General features: G+C 71.9%; 18 protein-coding genes, 1 tRNA gene and 1 pseudogene. 9 read left to right on the top strand and 11 right to left on the bottom strand.

The window, feature by feature from the left end; genetic code table 11:
• The first annotated feature begins 256 nt into the window (after positions 1–256).
• Positions 257–949, top strand: a complete 693-nt coding sequence (locus PKY62_RS06900) for an MBL fold metallo-hydrolase (protein ID WP_324535969.1) — start codon at positions 257–259, stop codon at positions 947–949.
• Positions 950–976: 27 nt separating this feature from the next.
• The gene (locus PKY62_RS06895) at positions 977–1,258 is read left to right on the top strand and encodes a YciI family protein (protein ID WP_324535968.1); all 282 of its coding nucleotides are present in this window, start codon (positions 977–979) and stop codon (positions 1,256–1,258) included.
• Positions 1,259–1,282: 24 nt separating this feature from the next.
• Here PKY62_RS06895 and PKY62_RS06890 read toward each other — a convergent pair whose 3' ends face one another.
• The 5 genes from PKY62_RS06890 to rpsA all read right to left on the bottom strand — a co-directional run bounded on the left by PKY62_RS06890 (position 1,283) and on the right by rpsA (position 7,502).
• A complete protein-coding gene (locus tag PKY62_RS06890; protein WP_324535967.1) occupies positions 1,283–2,299 on the bottom strand; it encodes a TerC family protein in 1,017 nt (338 codons plus the stop codon).
• Between the two features lie 187 nt (positions 2,300–2,486).
• Positions 2,487–4,592, bottom strand: a complete 2,106-nt coding sequence (gene uvrB / locus PKY62_RS06885; protein ID WP_324535966.1) for an excinuclease ABC subunit UvrB — start codon at positions 4,590–4,592, stop codon at positions 2,487–2,489.
• A gap of 57 nt (positions 4,593–4,649) precedes the next feature.
• Positions 4,650–5,261: a pyroglutamyl-peptidase I gene (gene pcp / locus PKY62_RS06880; protein WP_324535965.1), complete on the bottom strand. Its 612-nt coding sequence runs from the start codon at positions 5,259–5,261 to the stop codon at positions 4,650–4,652.
• On the bottom strand, positions 5,258–5,893 hold the full coding sequence (gene coaE / locus PKY62_RS06875; protein ID WP_324535972.1) for a dephospho-CoA kinase: 636 nt from the start codon (positions 5,891–5,893) through the stop codon (positions 5,258–5,260). The genes pcp and coaE overlap by 4 nt, the downstream gene beginning before the upstream one ends.
• Positions 5,894–6,020: 127 nt before the next feature.
• On the bottom strand, positions 6,021–7,502 hold the full coding sequence (gene rpsA, locus PKY62_RS06870; protein WP_324535964.1) for a 30S ribosomal protein S1: 1,482 nt from the start codon (positions 7,500–7,502) through the stop codon (positions 6,021–6,023).
• Positions 7,503–7,738: 236 nt separating this feature from the next.
• Here rpsA and PKY62_RS06865 point away from each other — a divergent pair, with 236 nt between their 5' ends.
• Positions 7,739–8,545: a class I SAM-dependent methyltransferase gene (locus PKY62_RS06865; protein ID WP_324535963.1), complete on the top strand. Its 807-nt coding sequence runs from the start codon at positions 7,739–7,741 to the stop codon at positions 8,543–8,545.
• 49 nt (positions 8,546–8,594) lie between these two features.
• Here PKY62_RS06865 and polA read toward each other — a convergent pair whose 3' ends face one another.
• Positions 8,595–11,297 carry a DNA polymerase I gene (gene polA, locus PKY62_RS06860; RefSeq protein ID WP_324535962.1) on the bottom strand — a complete coding sequence of 901 codons (2,703 nt, stop codon included), beginning with the start codon at positions 11,295–11,297 and terminating at the stop codon, positions 8,595–8,597.
• On the opposite strand from polA, the gene PKY62_RS06855 reads away from it, so the two are divergent.
• The gene (locus PKY62_RS06855; RefSeq protein WP_324535961.1) at positions 11,296–11,799 is read left to right on the top strand and encodes a hotdog fold thioesterase; all 504 of its coding nucleotides are present in this window, start codon (positions 11,296–11,298) and stop codon (positions 11,797–11,799) included. The two genes, polA and PKY62_RS06855, sit on opposite strands and share 2 nt — an antisense overlap.
• Positions 11,800–11,936: 137 nt before the next feature.
• Here the strand turns inward: PKY62_RS06855 and PKY62_RS06850 are convergent.
• Positions 11,937–12,602 (bottom strand): annotated as a pseudogene (locus tag PKY62_RS06850) (GNAT family N-acetyltransferase); the annotation flags it as partial.
• 338 nt (positions 12,603–12,940) lie between these two features.
• Here PKY62_RS06850 and PKY62_RS06845 point away from each other — a divergent pair.
• Genes PKY62_RS06845 through PKY62_RS06830 form a run of 4 tightly spaced genes read left to right on the top strand, consistent with a single transcriptional unit; the run spans position 12,941 to position 16,784 of the window.
• Positions 12,941–14,089: a branched-chain amino acid ABC transporter permease gene (locus PKY62_RS06845; RefSeq protein WP_324535960.1), complete on the top strand. Its 1,149-nt coding sequence runs from the start codon at positions 12,941–12,943 to the stop codon at positions 14,087–14,089.
• A 16-nt stretch (positions 14,090–14,105) separates the two neighbouring features.
• Positions 14,106–15,092 carry a branched-chain amino acid ABC transporter permease gene (locus PKY62_RS06840; protein ID WP_324535959.1) on the top strand — a complete coding sequence of 329 codons (987 nt, stop codon included), beginning with the start codon at positions 14,106–14,108 and terminating at the stop codon, positions 15,090–15,092.
• Positions 15,082–15,987: an ABC transporter ATP-binding protein gene (locus PKY62_RS06835; RefSeq protein WP_324535958.1), complete on the top strand. Its 906-nt coding sequence runs from the start codon at positions 15,082–15,084 to the stop codon at positions 15,985–15,987. Before PKY62_RS06840 ends, PKY62_RS06835 begins: the two co-directional genes overlap by 11 nt.
• Positions 15,984–16,784 carry an ABC transporter ATP-binding protein gene (locus tag PKY62_RS06830; protein ID WP_324535957.1) on the top strand — a complete coding sequence of 267 codons (801 nt, stop codon included), beginning with the start codon at positions 15,984–15,986 and terminating at the stop codon, positions 16,782–16,784. Before PKY62_RS06835 ends, PKY62_RS06830 begins: the two co-directional genes overlap by 4 nt.
• A gap of 161 nt (positions 16,785–16,945) precedes the next feature.
• On the opposite strand, the gene PKY62_RS06825 is transcribed toward PKY62_RS06830, so the two are convergent.
• Both PKY62_RS06825 and PKY62_RS06820 read right to left on the bottom strand, forming a co-directional pair.
• Complete coding sequence (locus PKY62_RS06825; protein ID WP_502875809.1) at positions 16,946–18,220, bottom strand: ABC transporter substrate-binding protein; 1,275 nt, start codon at positions 18,218–18,220, stop codon at positions 16,946–16,948.
• Positions 18,221–18,429: 209 nt separating this feature from the next.
• A complete protein-coding gene (locus tag PKY62_RS06820; protein ID WP_502875810.1) occupies positions 18,430–19,062 on the bottom strand; it encodes an ANTAR domain-containing response regulator in 633 nt (210 codons plus the stop codon).
• Between the two features lie 172 nt (positions 19,063–19,234).
• Between PKY62_RS06820 and PKY62_RS06815 the strand changes: the two genes are divergently transcribed.
• Positions 19,235–19,308, top strand: a tRNA-Leu gene (locus tag PKY62_RS06815).
• A gap of 253 nt (positions 19,309–19,561) precedes the next feature.
• Here the strand turns inward: PKY62_RS06815 and PKY62_RS06810 are convergent.
• Together PKY62_RS06810 and PKY62_RS06805 are read right to left on the bottom strand one after the other, a co-directional pair.
• Entirely contained in the window at positions 19,562–20,197 is a 636-nt protein-coding gene (locus PKY62_RS06810) for a trimeric intracellular cation channel family protein (RefSeq protein WP_324535956.1), read from the bottom strand.
• Positions 20,198–20,270: 73 nt separating this feature from the next.
• Positions 20,271–20,735 (bottom strand): MFS transporter (locus PKY62_RS06805; RefSeq protein ID WP_324535955.1); only part of this gene is annotated, 465 nt, incomplete at its 5' end.

Below are 20,735 nucleotides of genomic sequence, written 5' to 3'. Positions count from 1 at the left end.
GAGAGCGACTCGACATAACGACGTTGACCCTCGGCGAAGATCGTGTCGAACGCCAGCGAGGACTTCCCCGAGCCGGACAACCCCGTGAACACGATGAGCGCGTCCCGCGGGAGGTCGAGGTCGACGTTGCGCAGATTGTGCTCTCGGGCGCCCTGGACGCGCAGTCGATCGTTCACCGGAGCATCTTAGGTCGCCCGGCCGAATCGCACAAGCGTTCGAACGCCGCCCGCGGCCCGGACCGGGCACGATGGGTGCCATGACCTACAGCGGGCATGTCGACCCCGGCGGGCAGGCGGCGCTGCGCGAGCTCGACGCCGTGCGGGTGCACAAGCTCTCCGTCGGGCCCATGGACAACAACGCCTACCTCCTGACGTGCCGCGCGAGCGGGCGCAGCGCACTGATCGACGCCGCCGCCGAGCCGGAGCGGATCCTGGCGCTGCTGCTGGCCGCGACGGGTGGCACGGCCCTCGACCTCGTGGTCACGACGCACCGGCACGCGGACCACCACGGCGCCCTCGCCGAGGTGCTGGCCCGGACCGGCGCCGCCCACGCGTGCGGCGCGGCAGACGCCGACGCCATCGGGGCTCCGGCCGACCGCGTGCTGCGGCACCGGGACACCCTGGACGTGGGACGGGTGCGGCTCGACGTCGTCGCGCTCCGTGGCCACACGCCGGGCTCGGTCGCGCTGTCCTACCGGGAGCCGGCCCGGACCGCGGTGCCCGACGCCGTACCGGGCCGAGCACACCTCTTCACGGGGGACAGCCTGTTCCCCGGCGGGCCAGGGCGGACCGCCGGCCCGCCCGAGTTCCGCCGGCTCATGGCGGACCTCGACGAGCGGGTCTTCGGCAGCTTCGACGACCGGACCTGGGTCTACCCGGGCCACGGCGACGACACCACGCTGGGAGCCGAGCGGCCGGCCCTGCCCGCCTGGCGCGCCCGCGGCTGGTGACCGTCACGGGTGCGGGATGATCCCGGCATGACGACCTTCGCTGTGGAGTACCGCTACGACGACCGGGCCGACGAGCGCGACGAGGTCCGCCCCGCGCACCGCGCCTTCCTCGGCGGCCTGCTCGCCGACGGGACGCTCCTGGCGAGCGGGCCGTACACCGACGGAGCGGCGGGCGCGCTGCTGCTCGTCGTGGCGCCCGACGCCACCGCGGCCGTGGCGCTCCTCGACACCGACCCGTTCTGGACCGCCGGGCTCGTCGCGGACCGGACGGTGCGCGGCTGGGAGCCTGTGCTGCGGGTCTGGGCCTGACGGCACGGGCCGTGCCGGTGCGCCTCAGGCGTCCGGGGTCGGGACCTGCTCGTCGACGCCGTTGCGTCGGTCGCTGCGGGTCTTGAGCAGGCTGGCCACGGTCGCCACCGTCAGCGTGCCGAGGATCACCGTGAGCGAGAGCCAGATGGGGATCTCGGGGGCCCACGAGACGTGCTCGCCACCGTTGATGAACGGCACCTCGTTGGTGTGCAGCGCCTCGAGGATGAGCTTCACGCCGATGAAGCCGAGCACGACCGACAGCCCCTCCGACAGGTAGACCAGGCGCGAGAGCAGCCCGCCCAGCAGGAAGTACAGCTGCCGCAGGCCGAGGAGCGCGAAGGCGTTCGTGGTGAACACGATGTACGGCTCCTTCGTCAGGCCGAAGATCGCCGGGATCGAGTCGAGCGCGAAGAGGACGTCGGTGGAGCCGATCGCGAGCATGACGACGAGCATCGGCGTGATGAGTCGCCGGCCGTTCTCCACGACCGTGAGCCGGTCGCCGTGGTACTGGGTGGTCGACGGGATGACCCGCCGGACCAGCCGCAGGACGGCGTTCTCGTGGTACTCGGCGGGGGCCTCGCTGTCGTGGTCTTCACGCGCGAGCTTGATCGCCGTGTAGATGAGGAACGCGCCGAAGACGTAGAAGACCCAGGAGAACTGCGCGATGGCGGCGGCACCCGCCCAGATGAACAGGCCGCGCAGCACCAGGGCGATGGCGACCCCGACGAGGAGCACCTTCTGCTGGTAGTTCCGCGGTACGGCGAATCTCGTCATGATGATGAGGAAGACGAAGAGGTTGTCGACGGACAGGCTCTTCTCGGTGATGTACCCGGCGAAGAACTCGGTGCCGTGCGCGCCACCCCAGACGATCGTCAGCCCGATGCCGAACACGATCGCCAGGCCGATGTAGACCGAGGACCACACGGCGGCCTCGCGGAACGTCGGCGCGTGCGGCGTGCGAACGTGCGCGTAGAAGTCGAAGACGAGCAGGCCCAGCACGCCCAGCAGGGTGACGGCCCAGACCCAGGGTTCCACGGACACAGCTGTACCTCCGGTACGTCGGGGTGTGTACCGAAGGTCTCCTCCGCCCGGGTGTCCGGACCGGTGGCACCGGGAGGGCGACGAAGCCCTCCGTGCTGACGGCACCACTGCGACGGGAGTACTCCCCTTCGGCCCCGAGCATAGGTCATGACGACCGGGGCGCCGGCGCACGGCCCTCGGTGAGGGCTCAGGCCGTGGCGGCCTGCATGTCGCGCAGCTCCTTCTTCAGGCCGCCGATCTCGTCCCGCAGCCGCGCAGCCAGCTCGAACTGCAGCTCGGCCGCCGCGGCGTGCATCTGGTCGCTGAGCTCGTGGATGAGGCCGGCCAGCTCCGTGGCCGGGACGGCTGCCATCCGGGCGCGCGGGGTGTCCGCACCCGGCCGCGGCACGGGCGCCTGGCCCCTGCCCTTGCCCCTCGCGGCGTTCCGATACCCGCCCTCGAGCAGCTCGGCGGTGTCGATGTCCTCGCGCGCCAGCATGTCCGTGACGTCGCTGATCTTCTTGCGCAGAGGCGTCGGGTCCACGCCGTTCGCGACGTTGTACGCGACCTGCTTCTCGCGCCGGCGCGTCGTCTCGTCGATCGCCTGGGCCATCGCCGGGGTGATGGAGTCCGCGTACATGTGGACCTCGCCCGAGACGTTGCGCGCGGCACGGCCGATGGTCTGGATGAGCGAGGTCCCCGAGCGCAGGAAGCCCTGCTTGTCCGCGTCGAGGATGGCGACCAGCGACACCTCGGGCAGGTCGAGGCCCTCACGCAGCAGGTTGATGCCCACGAGCACGTCGAACTGGCCCATCCGCAGCTCGCGCAGCAGCTCGACCCGACGCAGCGTGTCCACCTCGGAGTGCAGGTACTGCACGCGCACGCCGCGCTCGAGGAGGTAGTCCGTGAGGTCCTCCGACATCTTCTTGGTCAGCGTGGTGACGAGCACGCGTTCGTCCCGGGCCACGCGGACCCGGATCTGCTCGAGGAGGTCGTCGATCTGGCCCGTGGTCGGCTTGACCACCACCTGGGGGTCCACCAGGCCCGTCGGCCGGATGATCTGCTCGACCACCCCGTCGGACTGCGACAGCTCGTAGCTGCCCGGCGTGGCCGACAGGTAGACGGTCTGGCCGATCCGCTCGACGAACTCCTCCCAGCGCAGCGGGCGGTTGTCCATCGCGCTGGGTAGCCGGAACCCGTGGTCCACGAGGGCGCGCTTGCGCGACATGTCCCCCTCGAACATCGCGCCGATCTGCGGCACGGTGACGTGCGACTCGTCGATGACGAGCAGGAAGTCCTCGGGGAAGTAGTCGAGCAGCGTGTGCGGCGCGGTGCCGGCCGCGCGTCCGTCGATGTGCCGCGAGTAGTTCTCGATCCCGGCGCAGCTGCCGACCTGCCGCATCATCTCGATGTCGTAGGTGGTGCGCATCCGCAGCCGCTGGGCCTCGAGCAGCTTGCCCTGCCGTTCGAGCGTCGCCAGCCGCTCGGTGAGCTCGGCCTCGATGCTCGTGATCGCCCGCTCCATGCGCTCCGGGCCGGCGACGTAGTGCGTCGCGGGGAACACGTAGATGTCCTGCTCGGTGCGCACCACGTCGCCCGTGAGCGGGTGCAGGGTGGCGATCGCCTCGATCTCGTCGCCGAAGAACTCGATCCGGATGGCGAGCTCCTCGTACACCGGGATGATCTCGACCGTGTCTCCCCGCACCCGGAACGTGCCGCGCGTGAAGGCGATGTCGTTGCGCGTGTACTGCATGGCGACGAACCGGCGCAGCAGCTGGTCGCGTTCGACGTGGTCGCCGACCGCCAGCCGGACCATGCGGTCCACGTACTCCTGCGGCGTGCCGAGGCCGTAGATGCACGACACCGACGCGACGACGATGACGTCGCGCCGCGTGAGCAGCGAGGTGGTCGCCGAGTGCCGCAGCCGCTCGACCTCGTCGTTGATCGACGAGTCCTTCTCGATGTAGGTGTCCGTCTGCGCGATGTACGCCTCGGGCTGGTAGTAGTCGTAGTACGAGACGAAGTACTCGACCGCGTTGTTGGGCAGCAGCTCGCGGAACTCCGTGGCCAGCTGGGCCGCGAGCGTCTTGTTGGGCGCCATGACGAGCGTGGGCCGCTGGAGCTTCTCGATGAGCCATGCCGTGGTCGCGGACTTGCCGGTGCCCGTGGCGCCGAGCAGCACGACGTCCTTCTCCCCCGCCTGGATCCGCTCCGTGAGCTCGGCGATGGCCGTGGGCTGGTCCCCCGACGGCACGTAGTCCGAGATCACCTCGAACGGGGCCACGCGGCGCTGCAGATCGGTGACGGGACGCATGGTGCAACCGTACGTGCTGGCACCGACACGGGCGGGTCGGCCCTGACCGACAGCCCCTCAGGGCTGGTCGAGGGCCGTCCGGACCACGGCGGCGAGGGCCCGTGCCGAAGCGGAGGTCGGCAGCGACGGTGCCCCGGCGCCCGCCTGCTCGGGCGTGAGCGGCACGTGCACGAACCCGCCGCGAACCTCGGGCCGGTCGGCCAGGAGGTGGGCCAGCGCGTAGAACGTCGCGTTGCACACGTAGGTGCCGGCGCTCGGCGAGACCTCCGCCGGGATGCCCGCCGCGGCGACCGCCCGGGCGCACGCCCGCACCGGCAGCGTCGAGAAGAACGCGGCGGGTGCGCCGGCGACGACGGGCACGTCGACGGGCGCCGAGCCGTCGTTGTCGGCGATCCGCGCGTCGATGACGTTGACCGCGACCCGCTCGACGCCCACCGCCGCCCGGGCGGCCTCCCCGACGCACACGACGAGGCGCGGGCCGTGCTCGCGCACCGCGAGCCGCAGCGCCTGGCGTGCCCCGCGGAAGGAGACGGGCAGCCGGACGGCGACGAGCCGCTCTGGCCCCGGCCAGCCCGTCATCAGCGCCTCCACCGCCGACCACGACGCGTTGACGGGTCGCCCGTCGAACGGCTCGAACCCGGTGACGAGGACGGGCCCCGCGCCGCTCACGCCGTCGTGCCCTCCACCGGGCCCGGCGCATCGTCGCGCGGAGCGGCCCACCGGGCCCACAACGCGTCCACCTGGGCCTCGAGACCCGCGACGCTCCCCGAGCCGTCCAGGACCACCGTGGCCGCCGCGAGGCGGTCCTCGTCGTCCGCCTGCGCCGCGAGCCGCGCCCACGCCTGGCCGGTGCGCATCCCGCGGCCCTCGACCAGCCGCTGGACGCGCAGCTCGGGTGGCGCGTCCACGACGACGAGCTCGTCGAAGTGGCCCGCCTGGCCGGTCTCGACCAGCAGCGGGATGTCGTGCACCACGACGCGGTGCCCGTGCGCGACCGCATCAGCCTCGGCCCGCCGCGCGGCATCGAAGACGCGCGGGTGCACGATCCCGTTGAGGGTCGCCCGCGCGGCGGGGTCCGCGAAGACGACCTCGCCCAGCGCGGTGCGGTCCAGGTCGCCGTCCTCGGTGAGGACCCCGCCCCCGAAGGCCGCCACCACGGCCCCGAGTCCGTCGGACCCGGCAGCGACGACGGCTCGCGCCTGCACGTCATGGTCGACCACCGCGGCGCCCAGCGCCCCCAGCCGCCCTGCCACGACCGACTTGCCCGCCCCGATGCCACCGGTCAGCCCCACGCGCAGCACCCCGGGGTGCGCCGGCCAGGTGATCGCCCTGTGTCCCATGAGCCGAGGGTATCCGCGTCGGGGACGGCCGAAGGGCCGGTCCGTGGACCGGCCCTTCGGGACGTGCGGTGCGCCGGGGCGCGGTGAGTCAGTTGCCCGTGAGCTTCTCGCGCAGCGCGGCCAGGGCCTCGTCGGACGCGAGGGTGCCGGCGGCCTCCTCGACCGGGGCCGAGGAGTAGCTGCTCGCCGAGGAGCTGGACGAGCTCGAGCTGTCGGCACCGGATGCGGCGTCGGCGTCGGCCGCAGCGGCCTCGGCGACCTGCTTCTTGTGCGACTCCCAGCGCGAGTGGGCGGCGGCGTACTGCGCCTCCCACAGCTCACGCTGCGACTCGAAGCCCTCGAGCCACTCGTTGGTCTCCGGGTCGAAGCCCTCGGGGTACTTGTAGTTCCCCTTGTCGTCGTACTCGGCAGCCATGCCGTACAGCGCGGGGTCGAAGTCCTCGCTGGTCGGGTCGAGGCCCTCGTTCGCCTGCTTCAGCGACAGCGAGATGCGGCGGCGGTCGAGGTCGATGTCGATGACCTTGACGAAGGTGTCGTCACCGACGTTGACGACCTGCTCGGGCAGCTCGACGTGGCGCACGGCCAGCTCGGAGATGTGCACGAGGCCCTCGATGCCGTCCTCGACGCGCACGAACGCACCGAACGGGACGAGCTTGGTGACCTTGCCGGGCACGACCTGACCGATGGCGTGCGTCCGGGCGAAGGCCTGCCACGGGTCCTCCTGCGTCGCCTTGAGCGACAGGGAGACACGCTCGCGGTCGAAGTCCACGTCGAGCACCTCGACGGTGACCTCCTGGCCGACCTCGACGACCTCGCTCGGGTGGTCGATGTGCTTCCAGGACAGCTCGGAGACGTGCACGAGGCCGTCCACGCCGCCCAGGTCGACGAACGCGCCGAAGTTGACGATGGACGAAACCACACCCTTGCGGATCTGGCCCTTGGTGAGCTGGTTGAGGAACGTGTGCCGCACCTCGGACTGGGTCTGCTCCAGCCACGCGCGGCGCGAGAGCACCACGTTGTTGCGGTTCTTGTCGAGCTCGATGATCTTGGCCTCGATCTCCTTGCCGACGTACGGCTGGAGGTCGCGGACGCGACGCATCTCGACGAGGGAGGCAGGCAGGAAGCCGCGCAGGCCGATGTCGAGGATGAGGCCGCCCTTGACGACCTCGATGACGGTGCCGGTGACGACGCCGTCCTCCTCCTTGATCTTCTCGATCGTGCCCCAGGCGCGCTCGTACTGCGCGCGCTTCTTGGACAGGATGAGGCGACCCTCCTTGTCCTCCTTCTGGAGCACCAGGGCCTCGACCACGTCACCCACCGAGACGACGTCGTCCGGGTCGACGTCGTGCTTGATCGACAGCTCGCGCGAGGGGATGACGCCCTCGGTCTTGTAGCCGATGTCGAGGAGCACCTCGTCGCGGTCCACCTTGACGATGGTGCCCTCGACGATGTCGCCGTCGTTGAAGTACTTGATGGTCGCGTCGATCGCGGCGAGGAAGTCCTCACTCGAGCCGATGTCGTTGATGGCGACCTGGGGTGCAGCCGACTTCGCTGGGGTGGAGATGGTCATTGAGTTTCGAGCTCCGATGCGGACAGGGAATAGTGCGGACAGGGAGTGGTGCCGTGCTGCGGCGCAGCGTTGACGTGCGGGGACGTGCCGGACGGCCGGGCGGGTCCGTTGCCGGCACGCACGACCTGGCGCGGGACGTACCGCACCGCCGGACATCCTAGGCGCGGGCCCAACGGTGGGTCAAAGCCGTTCCGGGCGATCTGGGACGATAGGCCCTCACGAACCCGGGAGGTCCGATGCCGTCCGCGCTCGACCGCGCAGGCTTCTCGCCGGTGCCCGACGACGTCGGGGGCGCCGCCGCGCGCGGGTGGTGGGACGCGAACGCCGCCGAGTACCTCGCGGAGCACGGCACGTTCCTCGGCCCCGCCGACTTCTGCTGGTGCCCCGAGGGACTGCGCGAGGACGACGCGCGGCTGCTGGGCGACGTCGCCGGGCTGGACGTCCTCGAGGTCGGCGCCGGCGCCGCGCAGTGCAGCCGCTGGCTGGCGGGCCGCGGGGCGCGCGTGGTCGCGACGGACGTGTCCGTCGGGATGCTCGAGGCCGGCATCGCGCTCGACGCGCAGACCCGGGTCCGGGTGCCGATGGTGCAGGCCGACGCGCGGCGGCTGCCGTTCGCCGACGGCACGTTCGACATCGCCTTCACGGCCTTCGGGGCGCTGCCGTTCGTCCCGGACGCCGCGGCCGTGCACGCCGAGGTCGCCCGTGTGCTGCGGCCCGGCGGCGCATGGGTGTTCGCCGTGACGCACCCCGTCCGGTGGGCGTTCCCTGACGACCCGTCCGAGCGCGGCCTCACCGCGATCCGGTCGTACTTCGACCGCACGCCCTACGTCGAGACCGACGCGGCCGGAGCCGTCGAGTACGCGGAGTACCACCGCACGCTCGGGGACCACGTCGCCGAGGTCGTCGGCGCGGGGCTCCGCCTCGAACGGCTCGTCGAGCCGGCCTGGCCCGAGGGGCACGAGCGCACCTGGGGCGGCTGGGGCCCCGTGCGCGGACGCCTGCTCCCGGGCACGGCGATCTTCGTGTGCCGCGCGCGAGCCTGAGGGCTGGTCCCCCCGCGGCCCTGGGCACCGCGGTGTGCCGGCCCGCCGCTCAGTGCCCCGCCGCGTGCCAGGAGGCGCCGGTGCCGACGGACACCTCGAGGGGCACCCGGAGGTCGGCCGCCGCGCCCATCTCGGCGCGCACGAGCTCCTCGACGCGGCCCACCTCCCCGGGGGCGACCTCGAGCACCAGCTCGTCGTGGACCTGCAGGAGCATGCGCGAGCGCAGCCCCTCGGCGAGCAGCCGCCCCTCGACGCCGAGCATCGCGACCTTGATGAGGTCGGCGGCGCTGCCCTGGATCGGGGCGTTGAGCGCCATCCGCTCTGCCATCTCGCGCCGCTGGCGGTTGTCGCTCGTCAGGTCGGGCAGGTAGCGGCGGCGCCCCAGGATGGTCGCGGTGTAGCCGGTGCGGCGCGCCTCGTCGACGACGCTCGCGAGGTAGTCCCGCACGCCGCCGAACCGTGCGAAGTAGTCCTCCATGAGGGTCGCGGCCTCGCTCACGGCGATGTTCAGCTGCTTGGAAAGGCCGAACGAGGACAGCCCGTAGGCCAGCCCGTAGGACATCGCCTTGATCTTCGACCGCTGCGCCGACGTCACCTCGGAGGTCGCCACGCCGAACACGCGCGAGCCGACGTAGGCGTGCAGGTCCTCGCCCGAACGGAAGGCGTCGATGAGCCCGGCGTCGCCGGACAGGTGCGCCATGATCCGCATCTCGATCTGGCTGTAGTCGGCCGTGAGGAGCGTCTCGAACCCCTCGCCGACGACGAACGCGCGCCGGATCTGACGGCCGGCCTCGGTGCGGATCGGGATGTTCTGCAGGTTGGGGTCCGTCGAGGACAGCCGGCCGGTGGCCGCGATGGTCTGCTGGAACGTGGTGTGGATGCGACCGTCCGCAGCGACGGAGCGGAGCAGCCCCTCGACGGTCTGGCGCAGCCGCGCGGCGTCACGGTGGGCCAGCAGGTGGGCGAGGAACGGGTGCTCGGTACGCTCGAACAGGTCCGTCAGCGCGGCGGCGTCGGTGGTGTAGCCCGTCTTGATCTTCTTGGTCCTCGGCATGCCGAGCTGGTCGAACAGGACCTCCTGGAGCTGCTTGGGCGAGCCGAGGTTGACCTCCTTGCCGATGACGGCGTACGCCTCGGCCGCGGCATCGGCCACGGCGGCGGCGAACTCACGCTCCAGCTCGGTGAGGTAGGGGACGTCGGCGGCGATGCCGGCGCGCTCCATCCGGGCGAGCACGGGGACCAGGGGCAGCTCGACGTCGTCGAGCAGGTGCCGCGAGCCGCGGTCAGCGAGCTCCGTCGCCAGAACCTCGGTGAGCTCGGCGACGGCGGCAGCGCGCACCCCGGCGCGCTGGGACTGGGACCGGCCGTCGAGGTCGAGGTCGAGGGCGCCCTGGCCGTCGTCGGCGGCCTCCTGCGTCCGGAGGTCGCGGTGCAGGTGCCGGACGGCCAGGTCACCGAGGTCGTAGGCCCGCTGGTCGGGGTGGCACAGGTAGGAGGCCAGCAGGGTGTCGAACGCGACGCCCTCGAGGGCGAGGCCGCGCCCCGCCAGCGCGTGCCACGCGTCCTTGGCACCGTGCAGCGCCTTGGCGCGCCCGGCATCCGCGAGCCAGGCGGCCAGCGCGGCCTCGTCCTGCGGCGCCAGGTCGGTGAGGTCGAGGCTCACGGCGTGCCCGGCGACGGCGCTGAGCCCCAGCGCCCACGCGTCCCCGCCGGCCGGCGTCCCGCGGCCGTCGACCTCGACGGCGACGGTCCCCGGGCCGTGCGCGGTCAGCCACGCCTCGAGGCCGCCACGCTCGACGGCCGCGACCTCGAGCTCGACGTCCTGCGCCGGCTCACCCTCCTCTGGCACCATCGCGAAGAGGCGCTCGCGCAGCGTGCGGAACTGCAGCGCGTCGAACACCTCGTGCATCGCCGGACGGTCCCACGTCCGCACGGCGAGGCCGGCGACGTCGACGGGCAGCTCCACGGTGACCGGCGCGTTGAGCTCGCGGTTGAGCCGCACCTGGTCCAGGTGCGCGCGCAGGTTCTCACCCACCTTGCCGGGGATCGACGGCGCTGCGGCGAGCACACCGTCGAGGTCGCCGTAGGTCGCGATCCACTTGGCGGCCGTCTTGGGCCCGACCCCGGGCACGCCCGGCAGGTTGTCGCTCGACTCGCCGACGAGCGCCGCGAGGTCCGGGTAGTGCACCGGGCTGACGCCGTACTTCTCCATGACCGCGTCCGGCGTGTAGCGCACGAGGTCCGAGACGCCCTTGCGCGGGTAGAGCACGGTCACCGACGGGCCGACGAGCTGCAGCGCGTCGCGGTCCCCGGTGCAGACGAGCACGTCCATCCCCGCCTCGACCGCCTCGAACGCGAGGGTGGCGATGATGTCGTCGGCCTCGACGCCCGCCTGATCCAGGGCCACCACGCGCAGGCTCTCGAGCACCTGGCGGATGAGGGGCACCTGGCCCTTGAACTCCTGGGGGGTCGCGTCGCGCGTGCCCTTGTACTCGGGGTAGCGCTCGGTGCGGAACGTCACGCGGCCGGCGTCGAAGGCCACCGCGACGTGGGTGGGCCGCTCGTCGCGCAGGAGGTTGGCGAGCATCGCGGTGAACCCGTAGACCGCGTTGGTGGGCTCACCGGTGGTCGTGGCGAAGTTGTCGACCGGCAGCGCGAAGAACGCCCGGTACGCCATCGAGTGCCCGTCGATGAGCAGGAGAAGGGGTCGGGGTCGCGCCAGGTCGCTCACGGGTGCCAACCTAGCGGCCATGACCGACACCCACCCGAGCGTCCCGACGCCCGCTCCCGACGCGGTGCTCGACGCCGTGCGCACCTCCACCACCGGCACCCTCATCGACCGGATGGGCATCGAGGTGCTCGAGGTCTCGGCGCACGGGGCGGTCGGCACCATGCCAGTGGACGGCAACACCCAGCCGTACGGCCTGCTGCACGGCGGGGCCTCCGTGGTGCTAGCGGAGACCCTGGGCTCGTTCGCCGCGATGGTGCACGCGGGCCCCGGGCGTCACGCCGTCGGCATCGAGGTGAGCGCCACCCATCACCGCTCGGCGCAGTCCGGCCTCGTCACGGGCCGCGCGGTAGCCCTGCACCTGGGGCGCACCACGGCGACCTACGAGGTCGTCGTGGAGGACTCGACCTCGCGACGGGTCTGCACGGCTCGCCTGACGTGCATGCTGATCGACCGCCGCGTGGGCGGCTCGACCGGCTCGGCGGGCGCCACGACGGGTACCTCGCCGGTCGCCGCGCGGGACTGACGCCGCCGGGCGATGAGGTCCTCCAGCCCGCGCGGGGCCGCACGACGCCCGGGGACACCCACGACGTCCTGCGCCAGCCGCCGCTGGAGCGCCGCCGTGGTCGTCACGCGGTGCGCCGCCGCCGGGGCGAACCCCAGCTGGACGAAGAACCGCTGCATACCGCGCGCGCCCGGGATGGGCGCCGCGTAGACGTGCTCGGCGCCGACCTCCGTCGCGAGGCCCGCCGCACCCGTCATGAGGGCATGCCCGACGCCGCGACGCCGGTGATCAGGTGCGACGTAGAGCGACTCGACGGCGAGGCTCGTCTCGTCGGTGAACGGGTTGGGACCGACGACCCTGCCGAGCAGGAGACCGACAGGCGCGCCGTCCATAAGGCCGACGAGCACCGTGCCGCCCGGGGCCGTGGCCAGTGCACCAAGCTGGTGGGCGAGGTCTGCCGCCTCGCCCGTGCAGACCTGCGAGCCGACCGACGACTCCGCCCTGGCCGTGAGGCACAGGTCCGCGAGCGGGTTCAGGTCCTGGGGTTCCGCAGGCCGCACCTCGATGCCGGGACGCACACGGTCCTCCTTCTGAGCTGGACCTGGCGGCGCGCGATGGGGGGTTCCGCTGCCGGGCCGAATGACGAAACGATAACGGTCTCGCCCGGCCAGCGGAAGTCGCTCGGCGTCCACGGACGTGTGAACTGCGGCCGGCCCGCCCCGCCGGGTGTCCGCGGATGACGATCGATGCCAAGGTGTGGCGTGGCGCGAAACCCGCGCGACACATCCGGTGCCTATCGTCGCCCTACCCGGCCCACCAGGCATGTCGCGGTACGGCCGTGCTGGTGCGCACGACCGATCAGCCCCACGCCCAGCGCGTGACCCCGGACGGAGGCCCACGGTGCAACGAACGGCCCCCCCTTCGACGCACGCGACGGGTCGGACGACCCGAGCGCGCCGCGTCATCGCCACGTCCGCCCTCGCGCTCCTCGGGCTTCTCGCACTCGGGGTGCCCGGCGCCGCGGCCGCCACGCAGGGGTGCACAGGGGTGCACACCGGCACCGGACACGGGCTGTGTCGGGGGCACCATCCGCACCGCGGCCGGGGACCCGGCCGCGGGGATCGCGCTGACGATCACCGGGCAGGGCGACGAGGTCCCGGCGGTGACCGGCGCCGACGGCCGCTGGGCCGCCGCCGTGACGTCCGCCGGTGAGTACGCCGTGCTCGTCGACGTGGCGACGCTGCCGGCCGGCGAGACGTTGCGCGACCCGGCGAGCAACCCCCGGACCGTCACGGTCGCGCTCGGGGCGACGGCCGCGGCGCTCTTCCCCCTGGGCGAACCGACCACCGGCGGGTCCGAGCCGACGTCGGACGGGACCGCCGCGCCCGACGCGACCCCCGACGCCGAGGGCGACGGCGGCACGGCCATCACGGGCGGCCGCGTGGCGCAGCAGGCCGTCAACGGCCTCATCTTCGGCATCCTGCTCGCGCTGGCCTCCGTGGGGCTCTCGCTCCTCTACGGCACCACGGGCCTGAGCAACTTCGCCCACGGCGAGCAGGTGACCCTCGGCGCGATCCTCGCCTACGTCGGGACGCAGGCGCTGGGTCTGCCGCTCGTCGCGGCCGGGGTCGTGGCCGTGGCGCTCGGCGCGGCGTCCGGCTGGCTGCAGGACGCCGGCATCTGGCACCCCCTGCGGCGGCGCAGGGTGGGCAACACGCAGCAGATGATCGTCACCATCGGCTTCTCCATGGTGCTGCAGTACACGTTCCAGTTCTTCTTCGGCGGCGGCCGGCTGCGGATCGTCATCGACAACCCGGTTCCCGTGCAGCTGGGGCCGGTGATCGTCTCGCAGCAGTCGCTCATCTCCGCGGTGATCGCCGTGGTGACCCTCGTCGGCGTCGCCTGGTTCCTCGTCGGGACCCGCACCGGCCGGGCGACGCGGGCCGTCTCGGACAACCCGGCCCTGGCCTCGGCCTCTGGCATCAGCGTCGAGCGGATCATCCGCCTCGTGTGGACCGCGGGGACCGGCCTTGCGGCGCTGGGCGGCGTGCTCATCCCGCTGTACTTCAACTCGACCAGCTGGAACATGGGCGGCACAATCCTGCTGCTCATGTTCGCCGCCGTGACCCTGGGTGGGCTCGGCACGGCCTACGGGGCGCTGGCCGGCTCGCTCGTCATCGGGCTCATCGCGGAGATGTCGAGCCTCGTCATCCCGTCCGACATGCGCTACGCCGGCGCGCTGCTCATCCTCATCATCGTCCTGCTCGTGCGTCCCCAGGGCATCCTGGGCCGCGCGGAGCGGGTCGGCTAAGGGAAGGACCCGGGACATGGACTGGACCCGCATCCTCAACGCCGTGGCCGACGCGGTCATCGCGCCGACCACCGCGGCGTACGCCCTGGCCGCGATCGGCCTCAACGTGCACTTCGGGCTCACCGGCCTGCTCAACATGGGCCAGGCGGGCTTCATGCTGCTGGGCGCCTACGGCTTCGCGATCAGCGCGACCGCCGGCTGGCCACTGTGGGCCTCGGTGCTCGTCGCCGTCACCGCAGCGATGCTCTTCGGCCTGCTGCTGGGCATCCCCACCCTCCAGCTGCGCGGCGACTACCTGGCGATCGTCACCATCGCGGCGGCGGAGATCGTCCGCATCATCGGGCGCTCGACGTCGCTGACGTGGCTGACGGGCGGCAACGCGGGGATCGCCGGGGACCCGTTCAAGGAGTCCTTCCAGTCCCTGTCCCCGTTCCCGGACGGGACGACGGAGATCGGGCCGTGGTCCTACTCCAACAACCTGTCCAACAGCTGGTGGCTGCGGATCGTGGCGTGGGCCGTGGTCGCGCTGGCGTGCTTCGTGATGTGGCGCTGGATGCGCAGCCCGTGGGGCCGCGTGCTCAAGGGCGTGCGCGAGGACGAGGACGCCCTGCGCTCGCTCGGCAAGAACGTCTACTCCTACAAGATGCAGGCGCTGGTGCTCGGCGGGGTGTTCGGCGCCCTGGGCGGGATCCTCTACGTGCTCCCCCGGGCCGTCCAGCCGGACTCCATGGGCCGCCCGATGACGTTCTACGTCTGGACCATCCTGCTGCTCGGCGGCGCCGCGACGGTGTTCGGCCCGGTCCTCGGCTCCGTGCTGCTGTGGACCGTCCTGGCGTTCGTCACGATCTTCCTGCGCGAGATCGTCCCCGAGACCGTGCTCCGCACCGAGCAGATCGCCATGCTGGGCTGGATCCTCGTGGGCCTGACGCTGATGCTGCTCGTCATCTTCCGACCACAGGGGATCATGGGCGACAAGAAGGAGCTGGCGATCAATGTCCGCTGACACCTCCGCCCCTGCCGTCTCCCCCGCCGTCGCCCTGGCGGGCGTCGAGCACCTCCCGGGCGCGGCGAAGCCGGACCCGATCCTCGTGGCCGACGGCGTCGTGCGCCGGTTCGGCGGCATGACCGCCGTGGACGTGCACCACATCGAGGTGCAGCGCGGGGCGATCACGGCGCTCATCGGCCCCAACGGCGCCGGCAAGACGACGCTGTTCAACCTCCTCACCGGGTTCGACCAGCCCAGCGCCGGCACGTGGTCCTTCGCGGGCCGCTCGCTCGCCGGCGTCCCGGCCGCGAAGGTGGCCCGTGCGGGCATGGTCCGCACGTTCCAGCTGACCAAGGCGCTGAACCGGATGACGGTCATCGAGAACATGCGGCTGGGCGCCGTCGACCAGCCGGGCGAGAACCTCTTCCGTGCGCTCGTGCCGCCCCTGTGGACCCGACGCGAGCGCGAGATCACCGAGCAGGCCGAGTCGCTGCTCGAGCGCTTCAAGCTGCTCGAGAAGCGGGACGACTTCGCCGGGAGCCTGTCCGGCGGGCAGCGCAAGCTGCTCGAGATGGCCAGGGCCCTCATGACGAAGCCCACGATGATCATGCTCGACGAGCCGATGGCCGGCGTGAACCCGGCGCTGACCCAGTCGCTGCTCGGCCACATCCTGGCGCTGCGCGACGAGGGCATGACCGTGCTGTTCGTCGAGCACGACATGCACATGGTCCGGCACATCTCCGACTGGGTGGTCGTCATGGCCGAGGGGCGCAACGTCGCCGAGGGCCCGCCGACCACGGTGATGAAGGACCAGGCCGTCATCGACGCCTACCTGGGCGCGCACCACGACACCGACCTGGGCGACGACTCCCTGCTCGAGACCGACCCCGACCGGCCGGAGGAGGCCCGATGACCACGCCCACCGTCGACCGCCCGAAGGGCGCCCCGGCGACCGGTGAGCCGCTGCTCGCTGCCCGCGACCTCGTGGCCGGCTACCTGCCGGGGGTCAACATCCTCAACGGCTGCGACCTGACGCTCTACCCCGGCGAGCTCATCGGGATCATCGGGCCCAACGGCGCGGGCAAGTCGACGCTGCTCAAGGCCCTGTTCGGGCTGGTCAACGTGCGCTCCGGCTCGGTGAGCCTCGAGGGCGAGGACATCACCAACAAGCGCGCAGACAGCCTGGTGCGCCGCGGCGTGGGGTTCGTGCCGCAGAACAACAACGTCTTCCCCTCGCTGACCATCGAGGAGAATCTCCAGATGGGCTGCTTCGCTGAGCCCAAGCGCTTCGCCCCCCAGTTCGAGCGGATCGTCGACCTCTTCCCCACCCTGGGCGACCGCCGCAAGCAGCGCGCCGGGTCCCTGTCCGGCGGCGAGCGGCAGATGGTCGCCATGGCGCGAGCGCTCATGATGGACCCGTCGGTGCTGCTGCTCGACGAGCCGTCGGCCGGCCTGTCCCCGGTGCGCCAGGACGAGGCCTTCCTGCGCACCCGGCGGATCAACAAGGCGGGTGTGTCGATCGTCATCGTGGAGCAGAACGCCCGGCGCGCCCTGCAGATCTGCGACCGTGGCTACGTGCTCGACCAGGGCCGCAACGCCTACTCGGGGCCGGGCCGCGAGCTGATGAACGACCCGAAGGTCATCGAGCTGTACCTGGGCACCCTGGCCACCGACGTCGAGAACGCCGAGCGGGACGCCGCCGCGTCCTGAGCCGCAGCACCGCACGACGGCGCCCCACCGCTCTTCCGAGCCGTGGGGCGCCGTCGTGCTCCCGGGGCGCGCCGCAGTGGTCTCCGTGGTGGCACCACCCGGGCACGCCGCAGGCCCGGGGGACGGACGTCCCACCGGGCCTGCGTCGTCACCGCGTCAGATCAGAGGGAGCCCTGCTCCGCCTTGATCCAGGTGTAGGTGTTCTCCGGGCCGTACTGGTAGATCCCGATGAACGCCGACGACGGGTCGTTGTTCTCGTTGAACGGACCAGCACCCGAGACAGCGGCGTAGTCGATCTCCTCGCCGGCCTCGATGAGCTCGATGCACTCGACGAAGCCAGAGCACTCCGTGCCCCCGTCGACACCGGACACCGCGGCCATGTTGGCCTGGATGGTCGGACCGTCGGTCGCCCCGCCCTTGACGGCGGCGAGCGCCGCCAGCATCACGGCGTCGTACGACTCGGCCGCGTAGGAGAAGTCCTTGAGCTCAGGGTCGATGGCGAGCAGACGCTCCTGGAACGCGTCGTCCGGGAAGGCACCCGGCAGGGTGCCCTGGGCGCCCTCGAGCGTGCCCGGGGCGAGGTCGGCGCTGTAGTCCGACAGGTTGCCGTCGACGAAGTAGAGCTTCGAGGTGTCGAAGCCCGCACCCGCGAGCTCCGGCACGATCGACTTCGTCTGGTCGAAGGCGATGACGGCGATGGCCTCGGGGTTGGTCGCGAGCACCGCGGTCACCGGGTCGGCGAAGCTGGTCGAGGTCGGGTCGAACTCCTCGCCCTCCGTGCCGTAGGTGATCTCGGCGCCGGCACCCTCGAGGACGCCCTGCAGGACGTCGCGCAGGGAGGTGCCGTAGTCCTCGTTGAAGACGAGGACGCCGACGCGGCTGTAGCCGTCGTTGAGGATGAGGTTGCCGAGCGCCGCGCCCTGGATGAGGTCGGACGGCGCCGTGCGGAAGTAGAACGGGTCCTTGCCCGAGAGGTCCGTCGCGGTGTTCGCCGGCGAGATCTGGACGATCTCGTTGTTGGTGATGTCGTCGACGATGTTGCGCGTCACGGCCGAGGACGCCGCACCGATGATCACCGAGACGCCCTGACCGATGAGGTCGGTCGCGGACTGGGTCGCGACCTCCGCGTGGTCGGCGTCGGACGAGTCCGCCGCGATGTGCTCGACGTCAGCGCCCAGGACCCCGCCGGCCTCGTTGATCTCGTCGATCGCGAGGTTGACGCCCGCGATCTCGGGCGGGCCGAGGAAGGCGAGGGAACCGGTCTGCGGGAGGATCGAGCCGACGAGCAGGGGCGACGCCTCGCTCGCTGCCTCCTCGGTGGTCTCCTCAGCCGGCTCCTCTGCGGCACTGCTCGCGCAGGCGGTCAGGGCGAGCGCGACGGCACCGACGAGTGCTGCGGCACGGACTGCGTGGGTGGATCTCTTCAGGCGGTACACCCCATCTACTGAGCACGGATCTCCCGTACCGGGGTGGCTGGCACACCCGGCGGAGGGACTGTGCAGCGAAACGTACCCCCGAAGTGTGTCCGGAGTGTGACATCGGATGTATCAAAACCGCCCGTTGCGCAGTTGTGACCAAGGTCCCGACCGGGCACGACGACGACGCCCGGCCCTCGGGGAGGACCGGGCGTCGTGCGTGCAGGGGGTCAGGAGTCGGCGCCGCCGACCTGCTCGATGACGGCGTCCGCGACCTCACGCATGGTGAGACGGCGGTCCATCGACGTCTTCTGGATCCACCGGAAGGACTCCGGCTCCGTCAGGCCCATCTTCGTCATGAGCAGGCCCTTGGCCCGGTCGACCCGCTTGCGGGTCTCGAAGCGCTCGGCGAGGTCCGCGACCTCGGCCTCGAGCGCCGAGATCTGGCTGTACCGCGAGATCGCGATCTCGACGGCGGGCAGCAGGTCCGCGGGGGTGAAGGGCTTGATGACGTAGGCCATCGCCCCGGCGTCGCGGGCCCGCTCGACGAGCTCGGACTGCGAGAACGCCGTGAGCAGCACGACGGGTGCGGCGTGCTCCTTGCCGATCCTCTCCGCGGCGGTGATGCCATCCATCACGGGCATCTTGACGTCCATGACGACGATGTCGGGGCGCAGCTCGATCGCCAGCGCCACGGCGGTCTCACCGTCGCCGGCCTCCCCCACCACGTCGAAGCCGGCCTCGCGCAGCGTCTCCACGACGTCCATGCGGATGAGTGCCTCGTCCTCGGCGACGACGGCCCGCCGGGCGGGGCGACCCTTCGGCGCGGGGGCCGGTGCGGCCGGCACCGCACCGCTGAGGATGGCCGCGACGGACGTCGCCTCGGGGTCGTTGTTCTGCGGAGCATCCTTCGTGGTCACGCGCGCTAGCCTAGTGCCGAGGTCGCCGGGCTGGTGCAGAACGTCCTACGCGTCGGACGGGGCGGCCTCGCGCCGACCTTCACCGCCCGCCGTCCGGGGCGCTCCGGGCGGCAGTGCCCCGATAGCCCAACCGGCAGAGGCGTTCGGCTCAAACCCGATCCAGTGTGGGTTCGAATCCCACTCGGGGCACACGTCTGACCTGGTCAGATGCGACTCCGCATCGCAGGTGCATCGCAAGCGAGACGATCATGCTCGGCCCGCGTGTCCACCCGCAGGGGTCAAGCCCCCTCCCCCCGTGTGGCGGGCGTGCAGGCGGCGGTACTTGCGTACCGCTGTGACGAGCGCGATGGGATGAGCATCCGCTTTCGCGTGCAGCTCGACGTCTCGGGACGACGTGCCCCGTACCGATGTGACCGGCGCCGACTCCGGCGCGGGGTTCCATCTACCCGTTGCGGGGCCCACGCGGCTCGCGGGCCGGCGCATGCAGGTCGAAGCGAACTCCGACCAACCGGATCGCGAAGCACAGCGCGGCGCCGACGACCGCCGCGGGCGCGGTGTGGTGGGTCACGCCGCCGGCGACCACCGCCACTGCGGCGCCCACCAGCGCGGGGATGGCATACAGCTCGCTGGTCAGCACGGACGGCACGTCGCCCACGAGCACGTCGCGCAGGGTTCCCCCGCCCACAGCCGTGATGGCACCCATGATGATCGCGGCGACGGGTTGGAGCCCGAGCTCCATGGCCTTGTGGGCGCCCGCGACGGCGAAGACCGACAGCCCGATGGCGTCCAGCACCACGATCACCCGGTGCAGCGCACGCGGCGGTCGGGCGATCGCCCACGCGGCCATCGCGCCTGCTCCGGCGGCCGCGAGGTAGTACCAGTGCTCGAGCGCTGCGGGCGGCGTGGCGCCGAGCAGGACGTCGCGGACCAGTCCCCCACCGATCGCGGTGACCACCCCGAGGGCGAGGACCCCGACGATGTCGAGCCGGACGCGACGGGTCGCCGTCAGGGCACCGTTCAGCGCGAAAGTCACCGTACCGAGCAGGTCCAGTGCCAGGACGACGTGCGCTCCTGTCATGCGGGTGCCCTCCAGGCAGACGGCACTGTCCCCGAGCACCGGCACGAAGCCCGCGCTCGGGGACAGTCGGTGGTCAGTCGTCGTTGTACTTGCGACCCTTGGGCACGGTCGCGACGATCGAGATGATCGCGAGGAGCGCCAGGACGAGGTTGAACAGGAAGGTCACCATGCCTGCCTGGCGGACCGCCTCGTTCTCGTGCATCCCCTGGGTCACCAGCAGCTCACCGACGATCGACACCCCTGAGCCGAGGAACGAGGTGAAGATGGTCAGCGAGATCGCCGCACCGATCGCCCCGCCGAGGGACGAGGCCATCTTGTAGATGCCCGCGCCGGCCCCCGCCTGCGCCGGCGGCAGGTTGGACAGGGCTGCGTCGGTCGACGGCGTCGCGTAGAACGCAAGGCCGATCCCGAACAGCGCGTAGGCGATCACCGCGAGGACCTCGTACTGACCGACGAGCAGGTTGGTCGGCACGAGCGCGAGGCAGGCGAGTCCGACGATGCTCGCCCCCCAGATCATCGGCTTGCGGGGGCCGAACCG

This window comes from Actinotalea sp. (assembly GCF_035443605.1).
Classification (GTDB): Bacteria; Actinomycetota; Actinomycetes; order Actinomycetales; family Cellulomonadaceae; genus Actinotalea.
Note: the sequence above shows the minus strand (reverse complement) of the source record. Positions and strands in the feature narration are given on the sequence as shown.